General features: G+C 54.2%; 22 protein-coding genes, 5 tRNA genes and 2 other RNA genes. 17 read left to right on the top strand and 12 right to left on the bottom strand.

The annotated features are described in order from the left end of the window. Positions 1-16: 16 nt before the first annotated feature. From pal to pnuC, 11 genes are all read left to right on the top strand, one after another. Positions 17-526, top strand: coding sequence for a peptidoglycan-associated lipoprotein Pal (pal, locus tag JOE25_RS14395; protein ID WP_037418161.1), 510 nt, complete (start codon positions 17-19; stop codon positions 524-526). A gap of 9 nt (positions 527-535) precedes the next feature. Next, on the top strand, positions 536-1,336 hold the full coding sequence (gene cpoB / locus JOE25_RS14390) for a cell division protein CpoB (protein ID WP_209636237.1): 801 nt from the start codon (positions 536-538) through the stop codon (positions 1,334-1,336). Between the two features lie 179 nt (positions 1,337-1,515). Next, positions 1,516-1,591 (top strand) — tRNA-Lys (locus JOE25_RS14385). A gap of 32 nt (positions 1,592-1,623) precedes the next feature. Then, positions 1,624-1,699 (top strand) — tRNA-Val (locus JOE25_RS14380). A gap of 7 nt (positions 1,700-1,706) precedes the next feature. Then, a tRNA-Lys gene (locus tag JOE25_RS14375) sits at positions 1,707-1,782 on the top strand. 131 nt (positions 1,783-1,913) lie between these two features. Beyond that, positions 1,914-1,989 (top strand) — tRNA-Lys (locus JOE25_RS14370). A gap of 55 nt (positions 1,990-2,044) precedes the next feature. Continuing rightward, positions 2,045-2,120: transfer RNA gene (locus JOE25_RS14365), tRNA-Lys, on the top strand. A gap of 44 nt (positions 2,121-2,164) precedes the next feature. Next, a non-coding RNA gene (locus JOE25_RS14360) (RtT sRNA) lies at positions 2,165-2,289 on the top strand. Between the two features lie 113 nt (positions 2,290-2,402). Next, a non-coding RNA gene (locus JOE25_RS14355) (RtT sRNA) lies at positions 2,403-2,525 on the top strand. A gap of 430 nt (positions 2,526-2,955) precedes the next feature. Further along, positions 2,956-4,017, top strand: a complete 1,062-nt coding sequence (gene nadA / locus JOE25_RS14350; protein WP_209636236.1) for a quinolinate synthase NadA — start codon at positions 2,956-2,958, stop codon at positions 4,015-4,017. 32 nt (positions 4,018-4,049) lie between these two features. Then, positions 4,050-4,775 carry a nicotinamide riboside transporter PnuC gene (gene pnuC / locus JOE25_RS14345; RefSeq protein ID WP_209636234.1) on the top strand — a complete coding sequence of 242 codons (726 nt, stop codon included), beginning with the start codon at positions 4,050-4,052 and terminating at the stop codon, positions 4,773-4,775. Between the two features lie 49 nt (positions 4,776-4,824). Here pnuC and zitB read toward each other — a convergent pair whose 3' ends face one another. From zitB to JOE25_RS14330, 3 genes are read right to left on the bottom strand one after another with little or no spacing between them, the layout of a single operon-like run. Continuing rightward, on the bottom strand, positions 4,825-5,787 hold the full coding sequence (zitB, locus tag JOE25_RS14340; RefSeq protein ID WP_209636232.1) for a CDF family zinc transporter ZitB: 963 nt from the start codon (positions 5,785-5,787) through the stop codon (positions 4,825-4,827). After that, positions 5,787-8,999 carry a transporter substrate-binding domain-containing protein gene (locus JOE25_RS14335; RefSeq protein ID WP_209636230.1) on the bottom strand — a complete coding sequence of 1,071 codons (3,213 nt, stop codon included), beginning with the start codon at positions 8,997-8,999 and terminating at the stop codon, positions 5,787-5,789. Before JOE25_RS14335 ends, zitB begins: the two co-directional genes overlap by 1 nt. Further along, complete coding sequence (locus JOE25_RS14330; RefSeq protein ID WP_209636228.1) at positions 8,996-9,601, bottom strand: response regulator transcription factor; 606 nt, start codon at positions 9,599-9,601, stop codon at positions 8,996-8,998. Before JOE25_RS14330 ends, JOE25_RS14335 begins: the two co-directional genes overlap by 4 nt. A gap of 331 nt (positions 9,602-9,932) precedes the next feature. On the opposite strand from JOE25_RS14330, the gene aroG reads away from it, so the two are divergent. Continuing rightward, positions 9,933-10,988, top strand: a complete 1,056-nt coding sequence (gene aroG / locus JOE25_RS14325) for a 3-deoxy-7-phosphoheptulonate synthase AroG (RefSeq protein WP_209636226.1) — start codon at positions 9,933-9,935, stop codon at positions 10,986-10,988. 68 nt (positions 10,989-11,056) lie between these two features. Here the strand turns inward: aroG and gpmA are convergent, their stop codons facing one another. From gpmA to modE, 9 genes are all read right to left on the bottom strand, one after another. Continuing rightward, positions 11,057-11,809 (bottom strand): 2,3-diphosphoglycerate-dependent phosphoglycerate mutase, encoded by a 753-nt coding sequence (gpmA, locus tag JOE25_RS14320; RefSeq protein WP_004941818.1) that lies wholly within the window; start codon positions 11,807-11,809, stop codon positions 11,057-11,059. Positions 11,810-12,023: 214 nt separating this feature from the next. Then, positions 12,024-12,362, bottom strand: a complete 339-nt coding sequence (locus tag JOE25_RS14315) for a PsiF family protein (RefSeq protein ID WP_209636224.1) — start codon at positions 12,360-12,362, stop codon at positions 12,024-12,026. Positions 12,363-12,558: 196 nt separating this feature from the next. After that, on the bottom strand, positions 12,559-13,602 hold the full coding sequence (gene galM, locus JOE25_RS14310) for a galactose-1-epimerase (RefSeq protein ID WP_209636222.1): 1,044 nt from the start codon (positions 13,600-13,602) through the stop codon (positions 12,559-12,561). Next, positions 13,596-14,750 carry a galactokinase gene (gene galK, locus JOE25_RS14305; protein WP_209636899.1) on the bottom strand — a complete coding sequence of 385 codons (1,155 nt, stop codon included), beginning with the start codon at positions 14,748-14,750 and terminating at the stop codon, positions 13,596-13,598. The genes galM and galK overlap by 7 nt, the downstream gene beginning before the upstream one ends. Next, positions 14,747-15,796 carry a galactose-1-phosphate uridylyltransferase gene (gene galT / locus JOE25_RS14300; RefSeq protein WP_209636219.1) on the bottom strand — a complete coding sequence of 350 codons (1,050 nt, stop codon included), beginning with the start codon at positions 15,794-15,796 and terminating at the stop codon, positions 14,747-14,749. Before galT ends, galK begins: the two co-directional genes overlap by 4 nt. A 287-nt stretch (positions 15,797-16,083) precedes the next feature. Further along, positions 16,084-16,905, bottom strand: coding sequence for a CPBP family intramembrane glutamic endopeptidase (locus JOE25_RS14295; protein WP_209636217.1), 822 nt, complete (start codon positions 16,903-16,905; stop codon positions 16,084-16,086). A gap of 136 nt (positions 16,906-17,041) precedes the next feature. Next, positions 17,042-17,614 carry an isochorismatase family cysteine hydrolase gene (locus JOE25_RS14290; RefSeq protein ID WP_209636215.1) on the bottom strand — a complete coding sequence of 191 codons (573 nt, stop codon included), beginning with the start codon at positions 17,612-17,614 and terminating at the stop codon, positions 17,042-17,044. Between the two features lie 128 nt (positions 17,615-17,742). Next, positions 17,743-19,206, bottom strand: coding sequence for a molybdate ABC transporter ATP-binding protein ModF (gene modF, locus JOE25_RS14285; protein ID WP_209636213.1), 1,464 nt, complete (start codon positions 19,204-19,206; stop codon positions 17,743-17,745). A gap of 90 nt (positions 19,207-19,296) precedes the next feature. Continuing rightward, complete coding sequence (gene modE, locus JOE25_RS14280; protein ID WP_209636211.1) at positions 19,297-20,088, bottom strand: molybdenum-dependent transcriptional regulator; 792 nt, start codon at positions 20,086-20,088, stop codon at positions 19,297-19,299. Positions 20,089-20,288: 200 nt separating this feature from the next. Here modE and JOE25_RS14275 point away from each other — a divergent pair, with 200 nt between their 5' ends. The 5 genes from JOE25_RS14275 to JOE25_RS14255 are packed head-to-tail and all read left to right on the top strand — an operon-like array spanning position 20,289 to position 26,062. Beyond that, on the top strand, positions 20,289-22,463 hold the full coding sequence (locus JOE25_RS14275; protein WP_209636209.1) for a TonB-dependent receptor: 2,175 nt from the start codon (positions 20,289-20,291) through the stop codon (positions 22,461-22,463). A gap of 7 nt (positions 22,464-22,470) precedes the next feature. Then, entirely contained in the window at positions 22,471-23,472 is a 1,002-nt protein-coding gene (locus JOE25_RS14270) for an ABC transporter substrate-binding protein (protein ID WP_209636207.1), read from the top strand. A gap of 1 nt (position 23,473) precedes the next feature. Continuing rightward, complete coding sequence (locus JOE25_RS14265) at positions 23,474-24,229, top strand: class I SAM-dependent methyltransferase (RefSeq protein WP_209636204.1); 756 nt, start codon at positions 23,474-23,476, stop codon at positions 24,227-24,229. Position 24,230: 1 nt separating this feature from the next. Next, positions 24,231-25,280 (top strand): iron ABC transporter permease, encoded by a 1,050-nt coding sequence (locus JOE25_RS14260; protein WP_209636202.1) that lies wholly within the window; start codon positions 24,231-24,233, stop codon positions 25,278-25,280. Then, positions 25,277-26,062: an ABC transporter ATP-binding protein gene (locus JOE25_RS14255; RefSeq protein WP_209636200.1), complete on the top strand. Its 786-nt coding sequence runs from the start codon at positions 25,277-25,279 to the stop codon at positions 26,060-26,062. Before JOE25_RS14260 ends, JOE25_RS14255 begins: the two co-directional genes overlap by 4 nt. Positions 26,063-26,117: the final 55 nt, after the last annotated feature.

Here is a 26,117-nt window from a genome sequence, read left to right as displayed (position 1 = left end):
TAAAAGGATTAAAGAAATGCAACTGAACAAAGTGCTGAAAGGGCTTCTGCTGGCACTGCCAGTTCTGGCTGTAGCGGCTTGTAGTTCTAACAAAAGCGCAAACAACGACCAATCTGGTATGGGCGCTGGCACTGGTACAGAAAATGGCAGCAGCAACCTGTCTTCTGAAGAACAAGCTCGTCTGCAGATGCAAGAACTGCAGAAGAACAACATTGTTTACTTCGGCCTGGACAAGTATGACGTGAGCTCTGAGTTCGCTCAGATGCTGGACGCGCACGCTGCATTCCTGCGTAACAACCCGTCTTACAAAGTGACCGTAGAAGGTCATGCGGATGAGCGTGGCACGCCGGAATACAACATTGCCCTGGGTGAGCGTCGTGCTAACTCAGTGAAAATGTACCTGCAAGGTAAAGGCGTTTCTGCTGACCAGATCTCTATCGTTTCTTACGGTAAAGAAAAACCAGCAGTACTGGGCCACGACGAAGCGGCTTATGCTAAAAACCGTCGTGCAGTTCTGGTTTACTAAGAGAATCGCATGAACAGTAACTTCAGACGTCACTTGTTGAGTCTGTCGTTACTGGTTGGCGTAGCGGTCCCATGGGCCGCTACTGCCCAAGCGCCAATCAGTAATGTCGGCTCCGGCTCGGTCGAAGACCGTGTCACCTCACTTGAGCGCATCAGCAATGCTCAGGGCCAGCTTTTAAACCAACTCCAGCAACAACTCTCTGACAACCAGCGTGATATTGACTCTCTCCGCGGGCAAATCCAGGAAAACCAATATCAACTGAATCAGGTTGTTGAACGCCAAAAGCAGATCTATCAACAAATGGATAGCATCAGCCAGGGCGGCGCTCAGGGCTCTGCTGCCGCAGCAGGTGCCGCGGGTGGGGCAGCAGCGGCTGCATCTTCCGATGGCGCTGAGAGCGCGTCTGCGGGCGCTACAGCTGCAGCACCCGCCAGCTCGGGCGATGAAAACAGCGACTATAATGCCGCTGTTTCATTGGCGCTGGAAAAAAAGCAGTATGACCAGGCAATTTCCGCTTTTCAGACCTTCGTAAAACAGTACCCAAAATCGACTTACCAGCCTAATGCCAACTATTGGCTGGGCCAGTTGTTTTACAATAAGGGTAAGAAAGATGATGCGGCCTACTATTACGCGGTCGTGGTGAAGAATTACGGAAAATCACCAAAGGCACCGGACGCAATGTACAAGGTGGGTATCATCATGCAGGAAAAAGGGCAGGCTGATAAAGCCAAAGCCGTGTTCCAGCAGGTGATTAAACAATACCCAACCAGTGCTGCGGCCAAACAGGCGAAAAGTCGCGTCGCCGGTTAGCAAGCAAAAAAAATGAGCCCAGAAGTTAGTCGATTTGACCGATTTCTGGGCTCATTCGTGTGAAGAACAAGCAGTTGAACCACTTGTTCGAAAATTTAAGTTGCGCTGCCAAGATAAATTAGTAATATATGCCGCCGTTGCCAAGACATCTTGCAAGATGTTAAAGCAGCAAGGAAATTGGGTCGTTAGCTCAGTTGGTAGAGCAGTTGACTTTTAATCAATTGGTCGCAGGTTCGAATCCCGCACGACCCACCAATTTCTGAAGTAGTAGCAGTAACCACACTAGTGGGTGATTAGCTCAGTTGGTAGAGCATCTCCTTTACACGGAGGGGGTCGGCGGTTCGAGCCCGTCATCACCCACCACTGCTGTGGGCCGTTAGCTCAGTTGGTAGAGCAGTTGACTTTTAATCAATTGGTCGCAGGTTCGAATCCCGCACGGCCCACCATTTTCAGATTGGTAGAGATGTGAAACAGAAGGTCCAAATCGAGTTTTTCGAATTGTCCCCCACCCCGCATCGTTTTTCCGCAATACAGTCTTAGCGTCTGTATTGGTTGTTCAGCAGTAAACCACGTTAGTGGGCCGTTAGCTCAGTTGGTAGAGCAGTTGACTTTTAATCAATTGGTCGCAGGTTCGAATCCCGCACGGCCCACCATTATTGCAGCGAGTCCTTCTCCTGCTTGCGCGGTTCAGCAGTAAACCACATCAGTGGGTCGTTAGCTCAGTTGGTAGAGCAGTTGACTTTTAATCAATTGGTCGCAGGTTCGAATCCCGCACGACCCACCATTCTTAAAGAAATACCCCCCTTATTATAAAAAACCTTGATTGGCATAAAGCACGAATCGTGTGGGTGAGACCCTGCGTTCAGGTTCGAGCATCGCGTAGCGATACGACAACGCGCAGCGTTGCCCGAAGGGTGAGGCCAACGGCCGAATCAATCCCGCACGACCCACCATTTCTCAAAGTACTTCAGCACTTTTCCCAAACTCGAATATCGCATAACGCACGAATCCTGTGGTGAGACAAAAGCATATACGCTTTTGAACAGCGCTTGCGCTGGCCCGAAGGGCGAGTCTCTGAAAGAGACGAGTAACCTGCGTTCAGGTTCGAGCATCGCGCAGCGATACGACAACGCGTAGCGTTGCCCGAAGGGTGAGGCCAACGGCCGAATCAATCCCGCACGACCCACCATTTCTCAAAGTACTTCAGCACTTTTCCCAAACTCGAATATCGCATACCGCACGAATCCTGTGGTGAGACAAAAGCATATACGCTTTTGAACAGCGCTTGAGCTGGCCCGAAGGGCGAGTCTCTGAAAGAGACGAGTAACCTGCGTTCAGGTTCGAGCATCGCGCAGCGTTGCCCGAAGGGTGAGGCCATAAGGCTGAATCAATCCCGCCCCTTTGAGCTGATTAATCCCTTTTAGACCCCCGCACGGCCCTCTTTTGAACTTCATTATCTCAACATTTTTAATGTATTAAACACAATTAGCGTAAACGCAAAAATATCAGCGGACTTTTCGCGCGATTTTAGGTATTTTGTTTAGTATATAAAACGAATGGGTTGTGGTAGGGGGAGTACCCTTGCAGCAGACACCCAGCCTAGCACAGAGATTGTAGCGATGAGTGAAATGTTTGATGTGAACGCGGCGGTGTATCCGTTCCCGCCTAAACCCGTGCCGCTGGATGTTGCGCAGAAGGCATTTTATCGCGAGAAAATTAAAATGCTGCTCAAGCAACGTAATGCGGTGATGGTAGCCCATTATTATACCGATCCGGAAATCCAGGCGTTGGCTGAAGAAACGGGCGGCTGCGTGGCGGATTCGCTGGAGATGGCACGATTCGGCAGCAATCACCCTGCGTCGACTCTGCTGGTTGCCGGCGTCCGTTTTATGGGGGAAACCGCCAAGATCCTCAGCCCGGAAAAGCAGGTGCTGATGCCGACGTTACATGCGGAATGCTCATTGGATCTTGGCTGCCCGGAAGAAGAGTTCAATGCCTTTTGTGATAGCCATCCGGATCGTACCGTGGTGGTCTACGCTAATACCTCCGCGGCGGTAAAAGCACGTGCCGACTGGGTCGTGACGTCCAGTATTGCTGTTGAATTAATTGAGCATCTCGACAGCCTGGGTGAAAAGATCATCTGGGCACCGGATCGCCATCTGGGTAACTATGTGCAAAAGCAGACGGGTGCCGATGTTCTTTGCTGGCAGGGCGCTTGTATCGTCCATGACGAGTTTAAAACCCAGGCCTTGATGCGTATGAAGGCCTTGTACCCAGACGCAGCGATACTGGTGCATCCAGAGTCGCCACAGGCAGTGGTTGATCTGGCAGATGCGGTGGGTTCAACCAGCCAATTGATTCAGGCGGCACAAACGCTGCCTAATCCGCAGCTGATTGTCGCCACCGACCGCGGTATTTTCTATAAGATGCAACAAGCCTGTCCGGACAAAGAATTATTCGAAGCGCCTACTGCCGGTGAAGGCGCCACTTGCCGAAGCTGCGCACACTGTCCGTGGATGGCGATGAATGGCCTGAAGGCCATCGCTGATGGGTTGGAGCAAGGTGGCGCACTGCATGAGATACACGTCGACGCTGCGCTACGCCAGAAGGCCCTGATCCCACTGAACCGGATGCTGGATTTCGCTGCGCAATTAAAAATGCAGGTAAAAGGGAACGCCTGAGGGCAGATTAACCGCTTAATAAGGATGATAAAATGAGCTTTTTCAGTACCAGCAATATTTTGGTGCATATTCCGTTGGGGGCCGGAGGCTACGATCTTTCTTGGATTGAGGCCATTGGCACCCTGTTCGGTTTGCTGTGCATTTGGTATGCCAGCAAAGAGAAGATTATCAACTACCTGTTTGGTTTGATTAACGTGACGTTGTTTGCGGTGATCTTCTTCCAAATTCAGCTCTACGCCAGCCTGCTGCTGCAGCTCTTCTTCTTTGTTGCCAATATCTACGGTTGGTACGCCTGGAGCCGTCAGACTCAGGATAACCAGGCTGAATTGAAAATCCGTTGGTTGTCATTGCCGAAAGCGCTGGCCTGGGCTGCGGTGTGTGTTATCGGCATTGCCTTGATGACGTTCAATATTGACCCTGTGTTTGCCGGGCTGACGCAGATTGCGGTTGCGGTGATGCAGGGCTTGGGTCTGGGCGTGCAAATGCCGCAGTTGCAGCCGGATGCCTTCCCGTTCTGGGACTCAACCATGATGGTGTTGTCAATCGTGGCGATGATTTTGATGACCCGCAAATACGTGGAGAACTGGCTGTTGTGGGTGGTGATCGACGTGATCAGCGTAGCAATTTTCGCCTACCAGGGGGTTTATGCCATGGCGCTAGAATACGTGATTCTGACGCTGATTGCGCTGAACGGCTCTTGGCTGTGGATCAAGAGCGCGAGCAGTAACCAATCGCGGCCCTTATCTTCTGCTTCATAATCTTCCACATATAAATTGTTAGGGCACCTTATTAGGTGCCCTACGTGTTTTAGTGATGATGCCCCAGGTGAGAATGTGAGCCAGAATGTGAGTGGTCACTTGGCTCGGGCGCGCGGTTAATTCCGCAGTCGGGCGTATCACAATGCCGGTATTCCATCTGAATGGTGACATGGCCAATCCGGTAGTGCTCCAGTAGGTAAGCCTGGATGCGATACAGCAAGCCATCGTGATCGTTTGGCGGTATCACCTGCGCATGCAGTGTCATGAGCTTCTGCTCACCAATTTGCCAGACGTGCACATGATGGATGTTACGTACTTCCGGAATATTCAGGCACAGGTCTTTTTGCAACTTGTTGATATCCACCTCTTGCGGTGTGCCTTCCAACAGCTCGTGGAAGCTTTCTTTCAACAGCCGCCAGGCGCTGCGTATGACCAGGCAGGAGACCAACACCGAGAGTATTGGGTCGATTGGCGTCCAGCCGGTGGTCAATATCACAATGGCGGCCGCAATGGCACCCACGGATCCCAGTAAATCCCCCAGCACGTGCAATGCAGCGGCACGTACATTGATATTCTTCTCCTCACTGCCACGGTGTAGCAGCCAGAAGGCGAACAGGTTAGCCAGCAGCCCCGCTATGGCGATAATCAGCATTGGCGTACCCATCACTGGCTGTGGTTCGAAGAAACGCCGTATAGCCTCCCACAGGATGAATACAACAATCACCAGCAACGCGGCAGCGTTGAGGAAAGCCGCCAGAGTGGTCAGGCGCAGATAACCAAAAGTGTGGCGTGCATTAGGTTTACGTTGCGAGAAGTGCACCGCCATTAGCGCGACCAACAGCGCTGCGGCGTCGGTGAGCATGTGGCCGGCATCTGCCAGCAGTGCCAGTGAACCGGAAATTAACCCACCGGCGACTTCGGCGACCATAAATACCGCAGTGACTAAAAAAGCGGTCAGTAGGCGTTTACTATTACTGTCTTTTGGCTGGTGTACATGTGGGGCGTCCGACATTATTCATCCTTATGCATAGCGAAATACGACTTGTCAGTGCTGACCAGACCCGCCAGTTCTATCAGTATCTGTTCCACTAACACACTTAATTCAGTATAGGCGGCCTGATTTAATGTTCCTTCACGGCCACTTTCTACCAGGTGCTGGCACAGGTTTGCTGCTGCCGGCAGTTGCAGCATCAACAAGCTGCCCTTAATACGATGTGCGCTTTGCCCCAATGCCGATAAATCTTGGCTCTGCAGCGCCTTTTCAAGCCGTTGTCGGTCTTGCTGTAACGTTGCCAGCAGTGTTGTCGCCAGACGTTGGAGCATCGCGTGATCATTACCCGCCATCTCGGTCAGAGTCTGTTGTAGGTCAGTGAGGACTAACTGTTGCTCTGTCACCTGCGGCTGCTGCGGTAATACTTGAGCGATAGCCGACAGCGAAATAGGTTTGGTTAAAAACCGATCGATCGCCACCCGTCCTGATGGGATGCGAGTAAATTCCTGCACATCTGCCGAGCACAGAATAATTTGGCAGGCGGGAAGGTGGTGGCGTTGTTCGTCCCGGCGTATCAATCGTGCCAGTGTCAGGCCGTCCGGGCGCGGCATATTGTAATCAATAAACAGCAGGTCAAACGGATGCTGGCGGTGGGCTTTCAGCAGTGTATAGCCCTGTTCGAACAGGGTTGGTCGTAGCCCGAAGTGGCGTAATTGCCGCTCCATCAGCAACAGATTGGTGGGATGATCGTCGATCAGTGCCACGCGTAGGGTTGGCGACGGTAAATTGAACGGTTTGTCAGCCGGGTGGGTTGCCCGATCAGCCGCGATCGGAGTCACTGGCACCCTAACATAAACCTGGGTGCCCACGCTGGGTTGTGAATGTAGCGCAATATGGCCACCCATTTGCTCGACGATTTCCTTGCAGATAGACAGACCCAGCCCGGTACCCTGCACGGATACGCGCTGTGCACTGCGCGCGCGGTAAAAGGGTTGGAACAGCTTGTCTATCTCGTCGGCGGCGATACCGCAGCCGCTGTCGGCCACCGTCAGGCACAGGTCCCCCTGAGGCGCGGCGGACGCGTGCCAATCGATATTCACCTGAATAGTGCCGCGGGGGGTGAATTTAATCGCATTATTTATCAGATTGTTAGCTACCTGAAGTAAACGCTCACCATCAACAAGAACGGCGGTGGGTAGGTTGTCGGCCGCATTCACACTGAATCTCACCGGGCGTTCGCCAATCAGTGGTTGATACAGGGCGCTGATGTGGTCAATCCAGGGGCGCAGCGTCACAGCTTTGGGCACTAATGTCAGCGAGCCGGTTTCCAACCTTGCGTGATCCTGCAAGTCATTGAGTAAGTTGAGTAACGATGACGCTGAGCTGTAAATGACCGGTAATCCCTCAGGGGCTGGCTGGCGCTTTAGCTCCAGCTCCAGCAAGCCGAGAATAGCGTGCATTGGCGTGCGCAGTTCATGGCTGACGGTAGCCAGAAATTTGCTTTTCATGCGATTTTCCGCTTCAGCATGTCGGCGTGCCTGCTCGAGCACTTCACGCTCGCGCTTTTCTCGTCGTTGAAGCACAAAGCGGCGAAGTGTCAGCCCCAGCAACAGCAAGATTGCTGCTGCCAGCAGCGCTAAAAGCCAGGTAGTTTGTGGCTGCATACGGTTTTCGTTCACGGCATCAATCAAGTTGCTGCGATCGACAATCCATTCATCGCGTAATGATTGCAGCGTTTCTGACGGGATCTGCATCAGATTTTTATCGAGGATAGCTAACAGCAACGGCTGATCCTGACGTACACCGAAGGCCACTGGGTAGGCAATGTTATTGGCGGCAAACGCCAGTTTTATCGCACCAGAATAGCGTGACAGGGCGACAAAGTTTGCTGAGATCACATTATCTACCAGCGCATCTATTTGGCCGTTGGCCAACGCGTCATACAGGGTTTTGCTGTCGGTAAAACGGATCAGCTCTTCATCGGGGGGAACAAGCCCTTGAGCCAGGTCCCCCTGCAACACCCCGATACGCTTGCCGGCCAGATCGCTCCAGGTGGAAATGCCGTTGGTGTGTTGGCCAATGTAAACCCCCCACAGCGAGCGGTGGATTGGCATGCTGGCGCTGTAGCGCGCTTTAACGCCACGGGCTAATGGCAGTGCCGTTCGGAAACTGGCCTGACCGGATTGCACCAGTTGGTCCGCCTCCTCGGCATTACGTGCCCAAAGCGGCATAAAGCGCAGCCCGGTGTTCTGCGCAATGATATTCAAAATGTCGATTGCGTAGCCGCGCGGCTGCCCACCGGCACCGCGGTAGGCGAACGGAAAGTTATTCTCAATGGCGGCGTAATAAACGGTAGGGTGGGTTCCCACCCAACTTTTTTCCATTTGGGTCAGATCGGCGTTGCCAGTGTCGAGATAGCTGGGGATTTTTTTGCTCCAGCGGCTTTGAATGGCATTCATAAACTCCATCGGGGTATCGGCGATGGCAATATTGAGAGTGTCTATCAGTTGCGGGTTGGCGGCGGCAAAGACGAACGACAGATTCCCGAGATTAACGGTACTTTCGATCTGATAAAGCTGCCCGAGCTGCAATTGGTCGATAATAAAGCTGGCGCTGGCTTCGTCAGCAATAAAGTAGTCGCTGCTGCCGTTCAGTAAGGCATATACCGCCTGCAAGTTATTGTCATAACGCTGTACGTGAGGGGAGATCGCTTTCAACGCGTTACCGGCCTGCATATCGGTTAAGGTACTGATCGCCACCCGTGCATTGGCGGAATTGAGCATCACCTGACGGTCATTACTGCGATCTCGCAGTACACGTAAGTTACTGACGTAATAAGGCTGAGAGACTTTCAGATTATGCAGCGCTTCGTTTTGCGGAATGCCGTACACCAGATCGATAGTGCCGTTATGTAATGCCTGCTCAAGGCGTGCCAGATCGGTAAAGCCGTAGATTTGAAAGTGGATGCCTGTGACCTGCTGTATGTAACCGAGGTAGTCGGCGTTCAGGCCGTACAAATCGTCATCCACAATGATGTTATAGGGGCTGGTGTTTTCACTGATGATCCCGATGCGCAGGCTGGCGTCGCGCCAGGGGTTTTTCTCACTGGCGATCAGCATATCGGGAGGGATACTCAGGTTGCTGACCAGTTGGTAGCGCACCGGTTGCCCCGCTTGCGCGGTTTTACCTAAACACAACAGCAGGGCTAACAACAACAGAACGCCACGCATCATGGCGTTAGCTCTTTAAATACCGCTACCAGTTCCAGCAGGTTGCTGGCACCGGTTTTGCGCAAAATATTCTTCTTGTGGGTGCTGACGGTTTTGTTACTGATGCTCAGCATGTCGGCAATTTGCAGATTAGACAGTCCCTTGCTGAGTAATCCGAGAACCTGCAGCTCTTTTGGGGTCAGCAGCGCCCCTTCCACTGACTGAGTTTCTTCTGCCATTGCCGTGTCGGGAAAGCTCAGGGCACCATCGAGTACAGTTTCAATCGCTTGCACCAGCTGTTCGAGTCGGCTGCCCTTATGGACAAACCCATTGGCACCTGCTGCATAGGCCATACGGGCATAAATGTCTTCTTCCTGTGCGGTATAGATCAAGACCGGTTGCTGTGGATAGCGACGACGGATTTTTTTCAACAGCTGCAGGCCATCTACCTGCGGCAGGCCAATATCGAGGATCACCAACGAAAAATCGCGAATGGCCAGTTGGCTCAGCGCCTGGACATCGTCTTGTACCGCCTGAAGGTGATACGGGCGGGACGATTTGATTAGCGCCGCTTCCAGTGCGACATGAACCACCGGGTGGTCATCAACTAATAACAGAGAGGGCATGGTTTGGCTCGAGTAACTGTATCCTGGTTGTTAGCATAACGAAAAAGGAGCCACTACGCTCCCCTGATGAAACAGCACAATCTACTGTTAATTTGGCCGTTCATTCTGCGGGCGGCAAAGGTGATTTACAGCGCTACCCTCACAGGCTAAATTGGTGGGATCTATACCCGTCGCCTTTCAAGTTGCAGCGTTGTTACCTGCACTCACTCACCCCAGTGACTTACTTAAGTAAGCGCCTGGGGATGAGTGAACTGGGTGCCTAGCTGCAACTTGAAATTCATAGGGTATGCGTTTTGTGAAATACCGCCTCTCGATACCGAATGGAAAAGTTATGAATTACCAAAACGACGATTTACGCATTAAAGAAATTAAGGAACTCCTGCCACCGGTGGCCCTGTTAGAAAAGTTTCCGGCGACTGAACGCGCAGCAGAGACGGTGTCCAAGGCACGCAATGCTATTCATCAGATCCTTCGTGGTAGTGACGATCGCTTGCTGGTTGTCATCGGTCCTTGCTCTATTCATGATACCAAAGCGGCCAAAGAATATGCGGGCCGCTTGCTGTCACTGCGTCAGGAGCTGAGTGGCGAGCTGGAAGTCGTGATGCGTGTTTATTTTGAAAAACCGCGCACCACCGTGGGCTGGAAAGGCCTGATCAACGATCCACAAATGGATAACAGCTTCCAGATCAACGACGGTCTGCGTCTGGCACGCAAACTGTTGCTGGATATCAACGACAGCGGTCTGCCAGCAGCTGGCGAATTCCTCGACATGATCACCCCGCAGTATCTGGCGGATCTGATGAGCTGGGGCGCGATCGGCGCACGCACTACAGAATCCCAGGTACACCGCGAGCTGTCTTCCGGCCTGTCTTGCCCGGTTGGCTTCAAGAACGGTACTGACGGCACCATCAAGGTCGCGATTGACGCCATCAATGCTGCCAGCGCACCGCACTGTTTCCTGTCAGTCACCAAGTGGGGCCATTCGGCGATTGTGAATACCAGCGGTAACGGCGATTGCCACATCATTTTGCGTGGCGGCAAAGAACCGAACTACAGCGCTTCACATGTGAAAGAAGTCAAAGAAGGCCTGGTCAAAGCGGGTCTGCCTGCACAGGTGATGATCGATTTCAGCCATGCGAATAGCAGCAAGCAGTTCAAGAAGCAGTTGGACGTGAATGCCGACGTTTGTGGGCAGATCGCCGGGGGTGAAAAGGCGATCATGGGTGTGATGATCGAAAGCCATCTGGTGGAAGGTAATCAGAACCTGGAAAGCGGCGAACCGCTGGTTTACGGCAAAAGCGTCACCGATGCTTGCATCGGCTGGGCGGATACCGAGACGGTATTGCGCGAACTCGCGCAAGCCGTGAAAGCACGACGCGCCAAATAAAGCTCGCTTTGCGCCATAAAAAAAGCCCCCGGCCAAAACCGGGGGCTTTTTAGATCAACGGGCGAAAATTACTTCGCTTTACCCTGGTTTGCCACGGCGGCCGCTTTAGCAGCGATCTCGTCGGCATTGCCCAGATAGTAACGTTTGATCGGCTTGAAGTTCTCGTCAAACTCATACACCAACGGCACGCCGGTTGGGATGTTCAGTTCGAGGATCTCGTCTTCGCTCAGGTTATCCAGGTATTTCACCAGTGCACGCAGGGAGTTACCGTGTGCCGCAACGATAACGCGCTCACCGCTTTTGATACGTGGCAGAATTTCTTCGTCCCAGTATGGGATCACGCGATCGATAGTCAGGGCCAGGCTTTCAGTCAGTGGCAGCTCTTTTTCGGTCAGCGCAGAGTAACGTGGGTCGTGGCCCGGGTAACGCTCGTCATCTTTGGTCAGCTCTGGTGGGGTGACGGCAAAACCGCGACGCCATTGCTTAACCTGCTCATCACCGTATTTTTCTGCGGTTTCAGCCTTGTTCAGACCCTGCAGCGCACCGTAGTGACGCTCGTTCAGCTTCCAGGATTTCTCCGTCGGCAGCCAAGCCTGATCCAGTTCGTCCAGAATGTTCCACAGGGTGTGGATTGCACGCTTCAGTACGGAGGTGTAAGCAAAGTCAAAGGAGAAACCTTCATCTTTCAACAGCTTGCCTGCTGCTTTTGCTTCGGTACGGCCTTTGTCTGACAAATCAACATCATACCAACCGGTGAAGCGGTTTTCGTTGTTCCACTGGCTTTCGCCGTGACGCACCAGAACCAGCTTAGTTACAGCCATAGCTTAACTCCTTAATAATCTGACATTTCAATGATAACGAAAATCATTATATTGCCGCGGCCAGTGGCTCGGCAATCGATAGTGTTTAACCATAGCCAATTTCTTGCCGCAAAGTAAGTGCTGTGCTGAGGAAAAGCTGAATCGTTCAGGCGGGTGCCGAAAGGGAAAGTCGCACGGCTAAAGGGAATTCAGCCGTGCGGCAAGAGCAGGGGAATCAGGCCGATTTTTTCAGGCAATTACTCATAAAGGTTTTACGTTCGTCGCCTTTCAGACTTTTGGTCTTGGCATCGGCGTTACAGGTTTTCATTTTCTGCTGCTGCGGTGTCAGCGTTTTCGTCGCAGCGGTACCTTCGGATTTCAGACAGGTGCTCATAAAGGTGGAGCGGTCCGCGCCTTTCAGCGTTTTGCTAGAGGCCTGTTGATTACAATCGGTCATGCGTTTCTGCTGCGCGGCCTGGGCGGGTGAAGGTGTTTTTGTTGCCGTTTCAGCCGCCATCAGGTTGGTGCTAAGCAGTAAACCTGCCAGTAATGGAAGTGCAGTAATCAGACGCATAGGTGTTCCTTCAGCTATTGACCGGCCGGGCTGGCCGAAAATTGTGACGTTGCACAAGGTGTTGTGCTTATCACCGTAGCCTGATTCTAGTGCGAGGTTTGGAATAAGGAAAGGTAACGGCCGGCAGGGGGGAGATGTAAAAAGGTAAGTATTTATAACAAACGGCCCCTTGCCGCATGGCAAGGGGCGTAGCGGGTCAGATAGGATAAAACTGATAATGGGTGGCGCTTTGATAACGTTGGCCGGGTTGCAGCCAGCAATTGGGCTGCGGCCATTCTGGATGGTGCGGGCTGTCCGGTAAGAACTCGCTTTCAAGAGCCACGCCAGCGTAATTTGCGTAGCTGCCCCCGTCACGCGCTGGGGTACCGCCCAGATAGTTGCCACTGTAGAGCTGCAATGCCGGTGCAGTGGTGAAGACACTCATTTTCACCTGGCCATCTGCCGACCACAGGTGCGCCGCCGGGCTGTCTAACGCAACGCATGTGCGGTGCAGCAGGAAGGCGTGATCGTAGCCCTTTACACGTTGTTGGTCGCGGTCGCGCAGAAAATCCTGCAGCAATGTTTTTGGTTGACGGAAATCCATGCCACTGCCTTCTACCGGTGTAAGCGCAGCACAGGGGATCCCATCACTGTCGACCGGCAGATAACGGTCGGCAAACAGTTGCAACCGCTGGTGGCGTGCATCGGTGCCCTCACCGTCCAGGTTGAAGTAGGCGTGATTGGTCAAGTTGACGGGACAGGCGCTATCGGTTTGCGCCTGGTAACTGATTTCCAGCCGGTTATCGGCAGTGAGCTGATAGCACACCTGGACATCGAGATTACCGGGGAAGCCTTGGTCACCGTCTGGCGAATGGAGGGTGTAACTGACCTGACGTTCACTCTGCTCAATAATCCGCCATCTCCGGGCGTTGAAACCCTCTGGCCCGCCGTGTAACTGGTGTTCCCCTTGATTGGCATCCAGAGGATGCCGCTTGCCATCAATCTGCAGGCTCGCGGTCGCGATACGGTTAGCGTAGCGCCCGACGGTGGCTCCCAAATAGGCCGCTTGCAGCAGATAGTCAGCCGGCGTTTGGCAGCCCAGCAGCAGTTCGCGGGTTTTGCCTGATTTCAGCGGAAGGACGGCAGAAAGCCAGGTAGCGCCCCAGTCCATCAGGGTTACCGTCATCCCGGCTGCGTTTTTCAACTGGGTTAATTGGTAGGGCTGGCCGTCAGGCGCCAGCGCCTGGTTGTCGCTCAACATGTACCAGCCCCCTCGGATGCTTTGCAAACGTAGAAGGTTTCTTTCAGCCCATTGGTCTGTAATGGATATTCACGGGCTACTGCTTCGCGCACGGGGGCAACTAACGCCTGTGGCATCAAGGCAACAATACAACCGCCAAAGCCGCCACCCGTCATACGCACCCCGCCTTGGTCGCCGATAACGGCTTTGACAATGTCTACCAACCGGTCGATTGGCGGCACGGTAATTTCAAAGTCATCGCGCATAGAGGCGTGAGATTCCGCCATGAGTCGGCCCATCAATGTCATATCGCCCGCGGCCAATGCATCAGCCGCGGCCAGCGTACGATCGTTTTCACTGATCACGTGGCGCGCTCGTTTGGCGACGATCGGATCCAGTTCATGTTGGATCGGGAAAAACAGATCTGGGCTGACATCGCGTAGCGCCTTGACGCCAAAGAAGCGCGCTGCGGCTTCACACTGCTGGCGTCGGGTGTTGTATTCGCTGTCCACCAAACCGCGTTTTACATTGGAGTTGATGATGACCACGGCAATATCTTCCGGTACCGATACCGCCCGTGTCTCCAGTGAACGGCAATCGATCAACAGAGCATGATCTTTCTCACCGAGTGCGGAAATCAATTGATCCATAATCCCGCAGTTGCAGCCGACAAACTGGTTTTCTGCCTCTTGTCCATTCAGTGCCAGTGCCACGCCATCCATCGGTAATTGATACAGAGCCTGTATCGCCTGGCCTACAGCAACTTCCAGCGAGGCAGAGGAACTTAGGCCGGCACCCTGCGGCACGTTGCCGGAGATCACCAGATCGGCACCGCCAAAATCGGCGTTGCGCTGTTGCAGGTGTTTGATCACTCCCCGCACATAGTCGGACCAGCGCTGGCTCGGGTGGCTCACGATCGGCGCGTCGAGCGAGAATTGATCCTGTTGGTTGTCGTAATCGGCGGCAATGACCCGGATCTGACGATCATTGCGTTTGGCACAGGCGATTACTGTCTGGTAATCAATGGCGCACGGCAGCACAAAACCGTCGTTATAGTCAGTGTGTTCGCCGATCAGGTTCACCCGGCCAGGGGCCTGAATAGCCAGCTCTGGCGCGTAACCAAAACGTTCGCTGAACAGGGAGTGGGTAAGATTTTTCAAACTCATTATTGGACTCCGGCTTCACGGTAATGAATATCACTAACGGCGCGCAGACGCTCTGCGGCCTGTTCTGCTGTCAGATCACGTTGGGTTTCCGCCAACATTTCGTAACCCACCATAAATTTACGCACCGTGGCGGAACGCAGCAGCGGTGGATAGAAGTGAGCATGCAATTGCCAGTGGCGGTTATCCGCATCATTGAACGGCGCACCGTGCCAGCCCATGGAATATGGGAAGGAGCACTGGAACAGGTTGTCGTAGCGGCTGGTGAGCTTTTTCAGTGCCACGGCCAGATCGCCACTCTGTGCGGTACTGAGATCGGTAATACGCTGCACGCTCTGCTTCGGCAACAGCAGCGTTTCAAACGGCCAAGCGGCCCAGTAGGGCACCACAGCCAGCCAGTGTTCGGTTTCCACTACGGTGCGGCTGCCGTCGGCCAGTTCGCGTTGAACGTAATCCAGCAGCATGGGGGATTGGTGTTGTTGGAAATAGGCGCGCTGAAGGCGATCTTCATGCTCGACTTCGTTTGGCAGGAAACTGTTGGCCCAAACTTGCCCATGCGGATGGGGATTGGAGCACCCCATCGCTGCACCTTTATTCTCAAATACCTGGACCCACGGATAGCTGCGCCCCAGATCGGCGGTCTGTTCTTGCCAGGTTGCGATCACGCATTCCAGCGCCGGAAGCGTCAACTCCGGCAGCGTTTTGCTGTGGTCGGGGGAGAAGCAAATCACCCGGCTGGTACCACGTGCGCTCTGGCAGCGCATCAAAGGGTCTGCACTTTCCGGTGCCAGTGGGGTGTCAGTCATCAATGCGGCAAAGTCATTGGTGAACACAAAGGTATTTTTATAATCCGGGTTTTTATCGCCGGTCACGCGGGTATTTCCTGGGCACAGGAAGCAGTTCGGATCGTGCTGCGGCAGTGTTTCTTGCTGCGCGGATTCCTGCTGGCCCTGCCAAGGCCGTTTGGCGCGGTGCGGTGAAACTAATACCCATTGCCCAGTCAGCGGGTTATAGCGGCGATGGGGGTGATCGATTGGGTTAAATTCCGTCATGACGGTTCCTTTTTCTTGGTCGATGCGGCTGGGTGTAATCGCTTTCATCTGCCGCTAACGGCCCAGTAATGCATATAAATGGATAGCTATGGGCAAAAAGATAGCACGTCTTTCGGAGGGAAAAGGTGATCTAGCGCGAAAAATGGAATCGCTTACACAAGGTGTGCCGGCAAGGAGTGCCGGTGATGCAGTCCGAGGAATATCAGGAAGGAAACAAGAATTCGTGCATGGGTGATAACGTTTTCACCAGGACGGCCGGCAGGCAGGTACCTACCGGCTAAAAGGTGTCAGGAATGTTGATAGAGCGGGTAAGTGAACAGCAACAAATGTGTCAGATTAAGCCCAAAGTGGAACAAAATAGGTACCCACAAGCGACCACTCCACATCCATGCCAGACCGTATATCAATCCGGCCAGCGTGGCGAAAGCCACCATCAACATGCCACCAGCCAGATGTGCGGCACCAAAAATCACGGCTGCGATAATCAATGCCGGCCAGGCACCCAACCATTGGCTAAGACGTTGCTGCAAATAACCGCGGAATAATGCCTCTTCAGCCATGCAGACAAAGAACAGGTTAGCCATGACGAACGGCAGGATCCAGGCCGGGGTATGCAGCTCGATCTTCAGGCCGCCAAGTGCCACGGCTATCAGCAGTAGAACCGGAACGCTGATAATCAACGCTATCCAGGACAATGACCCTCTGCTTTTTTCCGGTTCGTCGCGTTTAAATAACGTTGGTAAACAAGCAAATAGAAGGAATGGCACCAGCGCTTTGTCGAAGTTGTAGTACATCGTAAAAGGCGCGCTTAACGGGCCCGCTTTTTCACCGTCGATCATCAATTGGTTATTGATGCCCGGCACCAGATGCAGGAACAGCGCCACACAACTTGCAACGACCAGCACTTCGAACAGGACACTGAGATTACGCTGCGCGCGGAAATGATGCCTTAGCCCCGCGAGAGCAACGATGCCCAATAAGCATGCCAGGCTGAGCGGAGTAAGCACCCCATGGTACATCCCCATCCCTGCTGAAGCGGCCAAAATTGACCAGGCAATCAGCCGGTTAAATGGCAAAAAGAATAACGAAGCAGCCAGTACGCCCCACATAACTATGTCCCTTTAAAATATGTACACGGCGCTCAGTGCCTTTGCGGCGTGTGATTATGGCGGAATTGAGCGCTAAGTCGGATAGTAACACAGTGAAGTTACAGTAAAGGTCGGGGCAGTAGCGCAAATGTTGCTATTAACCTTTCATCCAGGTTGACGACCGGGAAATTTCCGCCAAATTCTGCAAAATGTCCAGACTCTGCTGGTGGATTTCCAGGGTGGGGGCTGCACACAAATCCTGTAAGACCGTGATCTGAAAACCGGCATCGTGCGCCTGTCTGGCGGTACTTTCTATTGCCAGTGGCGTGCTGACGCCGCCCAGCAATAGATGGTGGCAATGATGTTCCTGCAACCAGGCTAACAAATTGTTACCGGCAAAGGCGGAGACGCCATGCTTTTCAAACTTAATATCTGCCGGCAACACCTGCAAATCCTTATCCCATTGGCAACCGGGGCTACTCAAACGCAGCGCGCCTATCTGTTTTAGGTGGTTGAACAGAGGGGAGTGGGCGGGAATATCGTGATAGTCGTCGGCAAAACCGACGCGCACCCAAATCACCGGGATTTTACGCACACGGGCGTAAGCCGCAGCGGCATTGGTGTTGGCAATCAGATTTTGCGCCACTGCCTGTTCACGACAATGATTCGCACGGCCTTTGGGGCCAATCAGATCGTCAATAAGATCGATAATAATCAGTGCGGCGGACATAGTGTCTCCAGAAACGAATCCTTTACCCCTTATGATAAAAGGCCAAATGTGATGTGTTACGGAGGAAGTGTTGCCGGATATGTCATCGGATGAGTGGCCTTGCCACCCATCCGCATCATTCTCGGGGATTAGGCTAATGCATCGTGCTGATAGCGATATCCTGCAGCGTCAGGGACAAAGCTCAGGCGGTGAGTAATACTCTGCGGCGCGTCCTCTGCATGGTGAGAGACAAACAGTAACTGGGTGTTACCTTGGCCGATCAATACGTCGATAAACCGGCGTACCAGCTGACGATTGAGCGGATCCAACCCTTGTAGTGGTTCATCGAGGATCAGCAGCGTCGGGTGCTTGACCAGTGCGCGGGCGATCAGGGCTAATCGCTGTTGTCCCCAGGACAGGCTATGAAACGGCGCTTCTCCCTGTAATCCCAACAGCGCCAACCATTGATCGGCCAACTGCCGTTGGCGATCGGATACCGCCTGGTAAATACCAATCGAATCGAAGAAACCGGACAGGATCACGTTGCGGACGTTGGTGCTGACACGGTAGTCCAGGTGCAGGCTACTGCTGACGTAACCGATGTGGCGTTTGATATCCCAGATGGTTTCTCCGCTACCGCGACGGCGACCAAACAACGTGAGATCGTTGCTGTAGCCTTGAGGATGATCGCCAGTGATCAGGCTGAGCAGGGTGGATTTTCCCGCACCGTTCGGACCAACGATCTGCCAGTGCTCCTTGGGGTTAACCTGCCAGTCGAGGTGGTTAAGGATCGGTCTGTCGTCGTAACTGACAATGCCGTCGCGCAGGACAATTAACGGTTGATCCGCCGGTAACGTGGTTGTTTGGGTTGGATCTTCCGTTTCTGGCAGTGCCAGGCCATCAAGATTTTCACTGTGCGCCAATTGTGCGACCAACGCGTCTGCCATGACCTGTTCGCGTGTCCCCTGGCTTGCCAGCGTGCAATCTGCCAATACGCCAACCTGGCGGATAAAGTCCGGCACTTCGTCAAAGCGATTGAGCACCAGGACCAGGGTATAGCCATGCCCAGAAAGGTCGCTCAGCAGTGCAGCCAACTGGGCGCGCGAATTCACGTCCAGCCCGTCGAACGGCTCGTCCAGGATCAGTAAATCGGGTTGTGGCATCAGCGCGCGGCACAGCAGCGTTTTGCGTGTTTCGCCGGTTGAAAGGTATTTGAAACGGCGTGACAGCAGCGGAGTAATGCCAAACAGCTCGGCGAGTTGCGCACAGCGCGCGGGGTCTTTGACGTCTTCCTGAATGATTTCAGCCACGGTGCGCCCGGTGTCTTCTTCACCGGGGCTGAGCAGGTCGGTATTGTTGCGTTGCCATTCGTCGCTGACCAGCTTTTGCAACTGTTCGAAAGAGATGCGCACCGCATGCTTGAAATCGCTGCTGCGTTCGCCGTTGAGCAGCACCAGTTCATCGGCAAGTGCACGTGCCAGCGCGGATTTTCCGCTGCCGTTGGCACCAACAAAGGCCCAACTGTCGCCGGCCTGAATATCCAGCGTCTCCAGCGTCAGGGTACGGGTATCGCTTAAGCGAAACGAACCTTGCGAAATGTGCAACGACGACATCACCTATTCCTTTTTATGCAATTATTTTGTTTAGAAATAGGCGCATTGCAAGGCGATGTCAATCGGCAAAAATGCAACGTAACGTTGCGTTTAACACAACGTCGCGACGATCACGCGATCGGCATTAAACAAGGCCTGTACTGTGCTGCCGGGGCGTAATTTAAGTTGTTGCAACTCTGGATTGGCTACTGTGGCGCACAGGGTTTCACCGCCCGTCAGCGTGACCAGCACTTCGCTATGATCGGTGCCTGGCTGGATACTGGCTACCACGCCCTCCAGCGCGTTGTCCGCGGCCCCCGCCAACGCGGGATCGGTATTCAGCTTTACCCAAGGGGCTTTAATCAACGCCAGCACGTCTTTACCGGGGGAGAGTTGCAGTCTATCGGCACTCTGCTGGGTTATCGCCGCACTAAGACGCGTTTTGCCGTCGTTAAGCAAGATATCGAGATGTTGTTGTACTTTCTGGTGATCGCGTCCTATCACGGTGCCAAAGAACTGGTTACGCGCACTGGTTTGCAACGAGAAACGCGAGATGGCCGCCAATAGGCTGTCGAGCGGCAGGTTGTCTTGTTGCAACACATCGAAGGCTTTTTGCTGGATCTGCCCCAACAGGTCGTAAAGCTGGATCAGACGTTCACCGTAATGGGTCACCTGCGCACCGCCACCGCCTTTTCCCCCGGTCGCACGCTCAACCACAGTCTGCTCCGCCAACTGGTTCATGTCGTTAATCGCATCCCAGGCGCTTTTATAGCTGATACCCGCCAGTTTTGCGCCCTGGCTAATGGAGCCTGTGTGCCGGACCTGTTTAAGCAGCGCGATGCGGCGTGGATCGGCGAACAGTTTTTGCTGGAGTTTTAACGTGAGAAGAATTTCGGCCTGCATAACGCGTCCTGTCGGCTGCAAAAGCCTTATTGTCGCTGATTTATCGGCAAAGCGCCAAAGGATGGCGCGTTAGTTGTCGTGGGGAGTGCACAAGGACAATAAAACTGGCGCTCAAGTTTCGATATGTTATAACATAACAAAAAATATAATGATGGCCTTAGGCCTCGCCACGTTTTTATTTCACCACAGGGATGCTGTAAATGAGTGCTGCACGCCGGCGTTTCGTCACGCCAATAAAATCACTTTATCGTCTGATTGCCTCGGGTTTTTTTCTCTTCTCGGGTGTCGCTCTGGGCGCCGTCAACGGTTGCGACAAAGCAGACGCGTCACCAGGCTGTGAAGACAGCGTTACCGTAGAAGCTTCAACTGCGTCCCCAGGAACCTACAGCGCCTTGGCGTCGGTCACACACGCGGCCTCACGTTTGGGACTGACCAACAAGGAAACGCCGCGCAGTGTGGATGTGATCGGCCACCAGGCTATTGCGCAACGTGGGGACAAAACGCTGGCTGACGTGGTCGAACACGCAACCGGTATGTCTGGCGTGGCATCACCTACGCTGAGTAATAACTTTTCGCTACGTGGTTTTAGGCCGGTGTCTTGGCTGTATAACGGTGTCGAAACGCCCGGCAGCACGATCCAACTGGCGGATCCGTCGCACTACGACAGTGTTGAGGTGCTGCGCGGCCCCGGCTCGGTGCTCAATGGCCTGAGCGCAGCCGGCGGTAGCGTCAATCTGGTGTCACGCCAGCCAACGTTTAGCCGCCAGCCTGTTGAGTTCGACTACGGCTTAGCCAGTTACAACAGCCAGCGTTTACATTTTGGTTCTGGCGGCACGCTTTTGGATGATGTGGCAGCTTATCGTCTGGATGTCAGCGGTAACGACAACGGTACCAACGTGCAATATGAACGCGATAAGCAGAAACGCGTATCCGGCTCATTGCTGTTTAAACTGACAGAAAATGCCCTGCTGACGCTGAGTTTGGATCGCATGCTTAACCGCACGACCAATCCTTACTACGGCACACCGCTGGTGGACGGGCGCATTGCACGCGAGCTGCGCGATATCAACTACAACAACCTGACTGACAGCCGGATTCAGAGCAATGCGACGTCTTTCCAGGCCAGTTTGGACTGGTTCACCACCCCGGAAATCGAGCTGCATAATCAGTTCTATTACTACAGCGGTTTTCGTGAGTGGCACAATGTAGAACGTTATCGTACATCTGCTGCTGCTGCGACCCAATCCGGCTATGTAAACCGTGATTCTTTCGGGGCGTTGGCCCACGATGATGATCTGATAGGCAACCGCAGTTCACTGGTATTCGATCGGCCGCTGGGCGGTTTTGATAACCGGTTGGTGATTGGTGTTGATGTAAGCAAAAGACGCTTCCAGTACTACTCCAACGGGTTTCCCGGTTCTGAGGACGTTTCGCTGCTAACGCCGGTCAGAGAGGACTTCTCGCAGGGAACGGATCTTCAGCGTTCTCCTGTTCGTCACGTCACGCAAAACCAGTACGCGGGATTCCTGGAAGATCATTTCAGTCTGACTGAGCGCTTAACCTTGCTGGGGCAGCTGCGTTACAACCACATGCTGATGGATTGGCATTTCCAAAGCCCACAAGAAGAAAGCCATGAGCACACCTACGCGTTTAGCGTCTGGAGTCTGGGGCCCAGCTATGCGCTAACCGACAACCTTAATGTCTACGCTAACTACACCACGGGTCAGGAACCTGGCAACGATCTGTTCTTTTTAAGCCCGACACAAACAGGTTTGCCGTTAACTCGAGCGCGCCAGTGGGAAATGGGTGCCAAGGGCCAGTTTTGGGCGAACAAGGGGGAAGCCACGCTGGCGTTATACGAGCTGCGCAAGGACAACTTGTTTGTGCCTAACGCACAACAACCGGATACGTTGAATGCTGTCGGGCGGCAGACCTCGCGCGGCGTTGAGTTAAGCGTGATGGTGCGGCCAAGTTGGCAATGGGAACTGGCTGCCAATGCGGCCTATACCCACGCTCGTTACGATGAATACCGTGGCGGTAGCCCGTTGCGCAGCTATAACGGCAATCGTCCGGCTTACATTCCTGACTGGACCGCCAACCTCACTGCGCGTTACAAACCGACGGAGTCATTAGGGCTTACGTCATCGCTGCGCTACGTAGGCAGCAGCTATAACGACGATGCCAACCAGCGCAAAATGCCGGCCTACACCACGCTCGATCTGGCAGCAGACTATCAATTAACCCCAATCGTTAACCTGGGCGTTCGTATCAGAAATGCGACCAACCAACTGTACGCCTACCAGCGCACCTACCCGGATCAGGTGCTGATTGCGCCGTCGCGTACGTATGAAAGCTTTATTTCGGTGAGGTTCTGATAGCGCCATGCCATCGATAATCCGCCTGCTGTGCGCACTTGGGCTGGTGATGAGCACGCTGGCACAGGCTACGCCTGTGACGCTAAGCAACTGTGGCCAACAATACCGTTACCCTTCGGTGCCTGAACGCGTGTTGGTGTACGCGAACCCTGCGCTGGAAAATATGCTGGCTCTGGGAGTCGTGGCGCACGTTGTTGGCATTATTGGCTATGACTACGCGCAGGATACTGTGCCCTCTCCGGCGCCCGCAGGATGGAATAAGGCACTGAGTAAGCTGTCGGCCACCGCGCCACCTGCGGCGGAGTCCTTGTTGTTATTGAACCCGGATTTTGTCTACTCGGCCAGCTACTACTGGCTTAACAGCCCGGAAGCCCCGAATCGCGAACGGCTGACAGAGTGGGGGATAGCGACGTATCTCTCGCCCAATGTCTGCGGGGGGCAACAAAGCGCGACAACTTCAACAGCGAGCTTTGACGGCATTTTCGCCGAATTGAGAGAGATTGCCCGCATTTTTAACGTCACTCGCGACGCCGAAACCTTAATCCAGCATCAGCAAGATCGGCTGCGGGAACTCAGGCAACAGGCGGCGTCACTTCCTCGTCAGCGGCTGCTTTGGTGGTATGCCGGTACTCAAACCCCATATGTGGCAGGGTGCTGCGGAGCTCCGGCGCTGCTTACCCGGGAAGTCGGCAGCGAAAATCTGTTTGCCGATCTGGCTGCACTTTGGCCTACCGTCTCATGGGAGACCATCGCTGCCCGCGATCCTGATGTGATTGTACTTGGCGATTTGCCCCGCGGTGGCCTTGGCGACAGCGCCAAAGACAAAATCTATTTTTTAGAACATCACCCGTTAACGGCAACTTTGCGTGCCGTGCGACAAAAACGCTACGTCATTTTGCCCGGTTATGACCTGGATCCTTCGGTCCGTACGGTTCCGGCTTTGCACCGTTTAATCAAGGGCCTGCAGCAACAGGTCTCACCATTGCCCATTCCCAACAAGGAACCCTGATATGTCCTCCCTTTCATTCTCTTCACTGCTGGCCTCATGGGATCAACAACAAGGTGCCTACATCGCCGAGCGGGAAGCGCGTTTCAGTGCACAGTTGGATGTACTGGAACTCTCGGTAGGCCAGGATTTTCATGTGCTGGATCTGGCCTGTGGGCCAGGTTCACTCAGCTTGCGCATCCTTCAACGCTTCCCGAGAGCCAAGGTGACGGCAATGGATTTGGATCCATTATTGCTGGCAATTGCCCGTGGCGCCTTAGCGGAATACGGCGATCGGGTCCGTATCCTTCAGGCCGATCTCGCCGATCCTGACTGTTTTGCATCTCTAGGCGGCTCCGCACCGCAAGCGGCGGTTTCCAGTACCGCACTGCACTGGCTAATGCCGGAACAATTGGGGGTTTTGTATCGTAACATCGTCGAACTATTGCCCGACGGTGGCGTGTTTTTGAATGCGGATCACCAGCGTTTTGATCACCGGCACCCACGCATTAAAACGCTCGCCGAACAGCACGATGACCAGACACAACAGCGGGCGTGGCAAGAGGGGGTTGAGGACTGGGACCAGTGGTTTGCCAAGGTGCAGCAACTGCCTGAATTGGCACAATACCAGCAACAGAGGGAGAGCCTGTTCGCCGGGCGTCCAGTGCCCCCTGCGGTAGCATTGGACTTTCACGTCGCCAGTTTGATACAGGCGGGTTTTAAAGAGGCAGGGCCGGTCTGGCAATGGCTGGATGACTACGTGATTGCAGGCTGGAAATAACATGGATGGGTCCGTACGTCGTCGTTTCACTCGCTTGCCGGGGGGCTCTGGGGGCTGCTGGCTGTTAATGCTCACCCTGGCGTTACCGCTGTTTTTACTGGGTGCGTCTTTGTATGGACCGGCCCCGATATCGCTGCAGGATGCGTGGCATATTTTATTTGCCCCCGGTGCTGCTGATGCCTGCGGAAACACGGATGTCTACCAACGGATAATCTGGTCGCTGAGAATGCCAAGAGCCTTGCTGGCTGCGGTAGCGGGGGCCGGATTGGCGCTGGCCGGTACGCTCCTGCAGTCGCTGACGCGTAACCCACTGGCCGATCCCTGGGTATTGGGGATCTCTTCCGGTGCAGGTGTGGGCGCAGTTCTGGTGCTGGTTTTGGGCGTGGGTGGTGGCTTGCTGTCGGTATCTGGCGGGGCATTTATCGGTGCTGCCGGCGCGTTTGCGCTGGTTTTACTGCTCGGTGGGCGCGCTCTGCATGCGGAGTCATCATTATTTATTCTGGCCGGCGTTGCGGTTACGCAGCTGCTTTCTGCCCTGACCTCGCTGATTACCCTGTGGCAAGCGGACGCCAATACCACTCGCGGCGTGATGTTTTGGCTGCTGGGATCTTTTAGTGACGCTCGTTGGCCGCAGGTGGCTCTGATTGCGTTGCTGCTGGTCGTGGCATTATTGATTTGCTGGATGAAGGCAGGGGAGCTGGACGCACTGGCTTTCGGAGGCCTGACCGCGGCCTCTTTGGGGGTGGCGGTGGTGCCACTGAAGCTGCTGCTGTATGTCATTACCATGGCACTGACCGCCGTGATTGTCGCGTTCAGCGGTGCGGTGGGGTTCATCGGCCTGACGGTGCCCCATGTCGCCAGGTTCCTGGTTGGACCGCGCCACCGGCTGTTGCTACCCGCCAGCGCATTGTGCGGTGCGCTGTTTGCCGTTGCAGCAGATACGCTGGCCAGAACCCTGTTCGCACCCCGTGAATTACCGGTTGGAGTACTGACTGCGTTGTTGGGCGTCCCGGTGTTTCTGGCATTGCTCTATCGGAAAATAAACGCATGAGGGATGAAAACGCTGTATCCGGGTTGCGTGTTGAACATGTGGGGTGGTCAACGCCGGAAAATGTGGTGCTGGACGACCTCAGTTTTCAGGCGCGTCCCGGCGAGGTTACCGGCGTGTTGGGCGTTAACGGTAGCGGAAAATCCACGCTACTCAAACTGTTGGCAGGGTTGATCCCGCCCAGTCGTGGGCGGATTTATCTGCACGAGACGGATATTGCCACGTTGAAGGGGCACGAGCGGGCTAAACGGATGACGTTCCTCGAGCAGTCTGGACCCAGCGCCTTTGCCATACCGGTAAAGGACGTGGTGTTGCTTGGACGCTTGGTGTACGCCAGCCGTTGGGCGGGATTTAGCGCAGAAGATTACCGCATTGCCGGACAGGCAATGGAGCAGGTGGGAATGTCATCGCTTGCTGAGCGAGAATGGCATCAGTTGTCGGGCGGCGAGCAGCAGCGCGTCCATCTGGCGCGCGCATTGGCACAGCAAACGCCATGGCTGCTGCTGGATGAACCCACTAATCACCTTGATATTGCCAACCAGCAACAGTTTATGGCTTTACTGCGACGTTTGGGCATCAGCGTGGTGGTATCGCTGCACGATCTGAATTTGGCGGCCAATTACTGCGACCGACTGATGCTGTTGAAAGAGGGGCGTTTGCATGCCTTTGGCCCACCGCAGCAGGTGCTAACGCCTGAGACGATTCGTGACGTGTATGCTGTTAATGCCCGCGTGGCATCGGTTAGCGATTATGCCGCACCGTTGATCTATTATCCTGCTCAATAACGTCTATCGGCAGTCGGTATGACGCATCGCTGCACAAATGGCACGTTTGGCCGGT

Source organism: Serratia sp. PL17, from assembly GCF_017832355.1.
Lineage (GTDB): Bacteria > Pseudomonadota > Gammaproteobacteria > Enterobacterales > Enterobacteriaceae > Serratia.
This window is presented reverse-complemented; position numbering and strand designations above follow the sequence as displayed.

Excerpts from the sequence above, each read along its gene's own strand:
- pal (WP_037418161.1), top strand. The coding sequence starts at position 17 with ATGCAACTGAACAAAGTGCTGAAAGGGCTTCTGCTGGCACTGCCAGTT.
- cpoB (WP_209636237.1), top strand. The coding sequence starts at position 536 with ATGAACAGTAACTTCAGACGTCACTTGTTGAGTCTGTCGTTACTGGTT.
- nadA (WP_209636236.1), top strand. The coding sequence starts at position 2,956 with ATGAGTGAAATGTTTGATGTGAACGCGGCGGTGTATCCGTTCCCGCCT.
- pnuC (WP_209636234.1), top strand. The coding sequence starts at position 4,050 with ATGAGCTTTTTCAGTACCAGCAATATTTTGGTGCATATTCCGTTGGGG.
- zitB (WP_209636232.1), bottom strand. The coding sequence starts at position 5,787 with ATGTCGGACGCCCCACATGTACACCAGCCAAAAGACAGTAATAGTAAA.
- JOE25_RS14335 (WP_209636230.1), bottom strand. The coding sequence starts at position 8,999 with ATGATGCGTGGCGTTCTGTTGTTGTTAGCCCTGCTGTTGTGTTTAGGT.
- JOE25_RS14330 (WP_209636228.1), bottom strand. The coding sequence starts at position 9,601 with ATGCCCTCTCTGTTATTAGTTGATGACCACCCGGTGGTTCATGTCGCA.
- aroG (WP_209636226.1), top strand. The coding sequence starts at position 9,933 with ATGAATTACCAAAACGACGATTTACGCATTAAAGAAATTAAGGAACTC.
- gpmA (WP_004941818.1), bottom strand. The coding sequence starts at position 11,809 with ATGGCTGTAACTAAGCTGGTTCTGGTGCGTCACGGCGAAAGCCAGTGG.
- JOE25_RS14315 (WP_209636224.1), bottom strand. The coding sequence starts at position 12,362 with ATGCGTCTGATTACTGCACTTCCATTACTGGCAGGTTTACTGCTTAGC.
- galM (WP_209636222.1), bottom strand. The coding sequence starts at position 13,602 with ATGTTGAGCGACAACCAGGCGCTGGCGCCTGACGGCCAGCCCTACCAA.
- galT (WP_209636219.1), bottom strand. The coding sequence starts at position 15,796 with ATGACGGAATTTAACCCAATCGATCACCCCCATCGCCGCTATAACCCG.
- JOE25_RS14295 (WP_209636217.1), bottom strand. The coding sequence starts at position 16,905 with ATGTGGGGCGTACTGGCTGCTTCGTTATTCTTTTTGCCATTTAACCGG.
- JOE25_RS14290 (WP_209636215.1), bottom strand. The coding sequence starts at position 17,614 with ATGTCCGCCGCACTGATTATTATCGATCTTATTGACGATCTGATTGGC.
- modF (WP_209636213.1), bottom strand. The coding sequence starts at position 19,206 with ATGTCGTCGTTGCACATTTCGCAAGGTTCGTTTCGCTTAAGCGATACC.
- modE (WP_209636211.1), bottom strand. The coding sequence starts at position 20,088 with ATGCAGGCCGAAATTCTTCTCACGTTAAAACTCCAGCAAAAACTGTTC.
- JOE25_RS14275 (WP_209636209.1), top strand. The coding sequence starts at position 20,289 with ATGAGTGCTGCACGCCGGCGTTTCGTCACGCCAATAAAATCACTTTAT.
- JOE25_RS14270 (WP_209636207.1), top strand. The coding sequence starts at position 22,471 with ATGCCATCGATAATCCGCCTGCTGTGCGCACTTGGGCTGGTGATGAGC.
- JOE25_RS14265 (WP_209636204.1), top strand. The coding sequence starts at position 23,474 with ATGTCCTCCCTTTCATTCTCTTCACTGCTGGCCTCATGGGATCAACAA.
- JOE25_RS14260 (WP_209636202.1), top strand. The coding sequence starts at position 24,231 with ATGGATGGGTCCGTACGTCGTCGTTTCACTCGCTTGCCGGGGGGCTCT.
- JOE25_RS14255 (WP_209636200.1), top strand. The coding sequence starts at position 25,277 with ATGAGGGATGAAAACGCTGTATCCGGGTTGCGTGTTGAACATGTGGGG.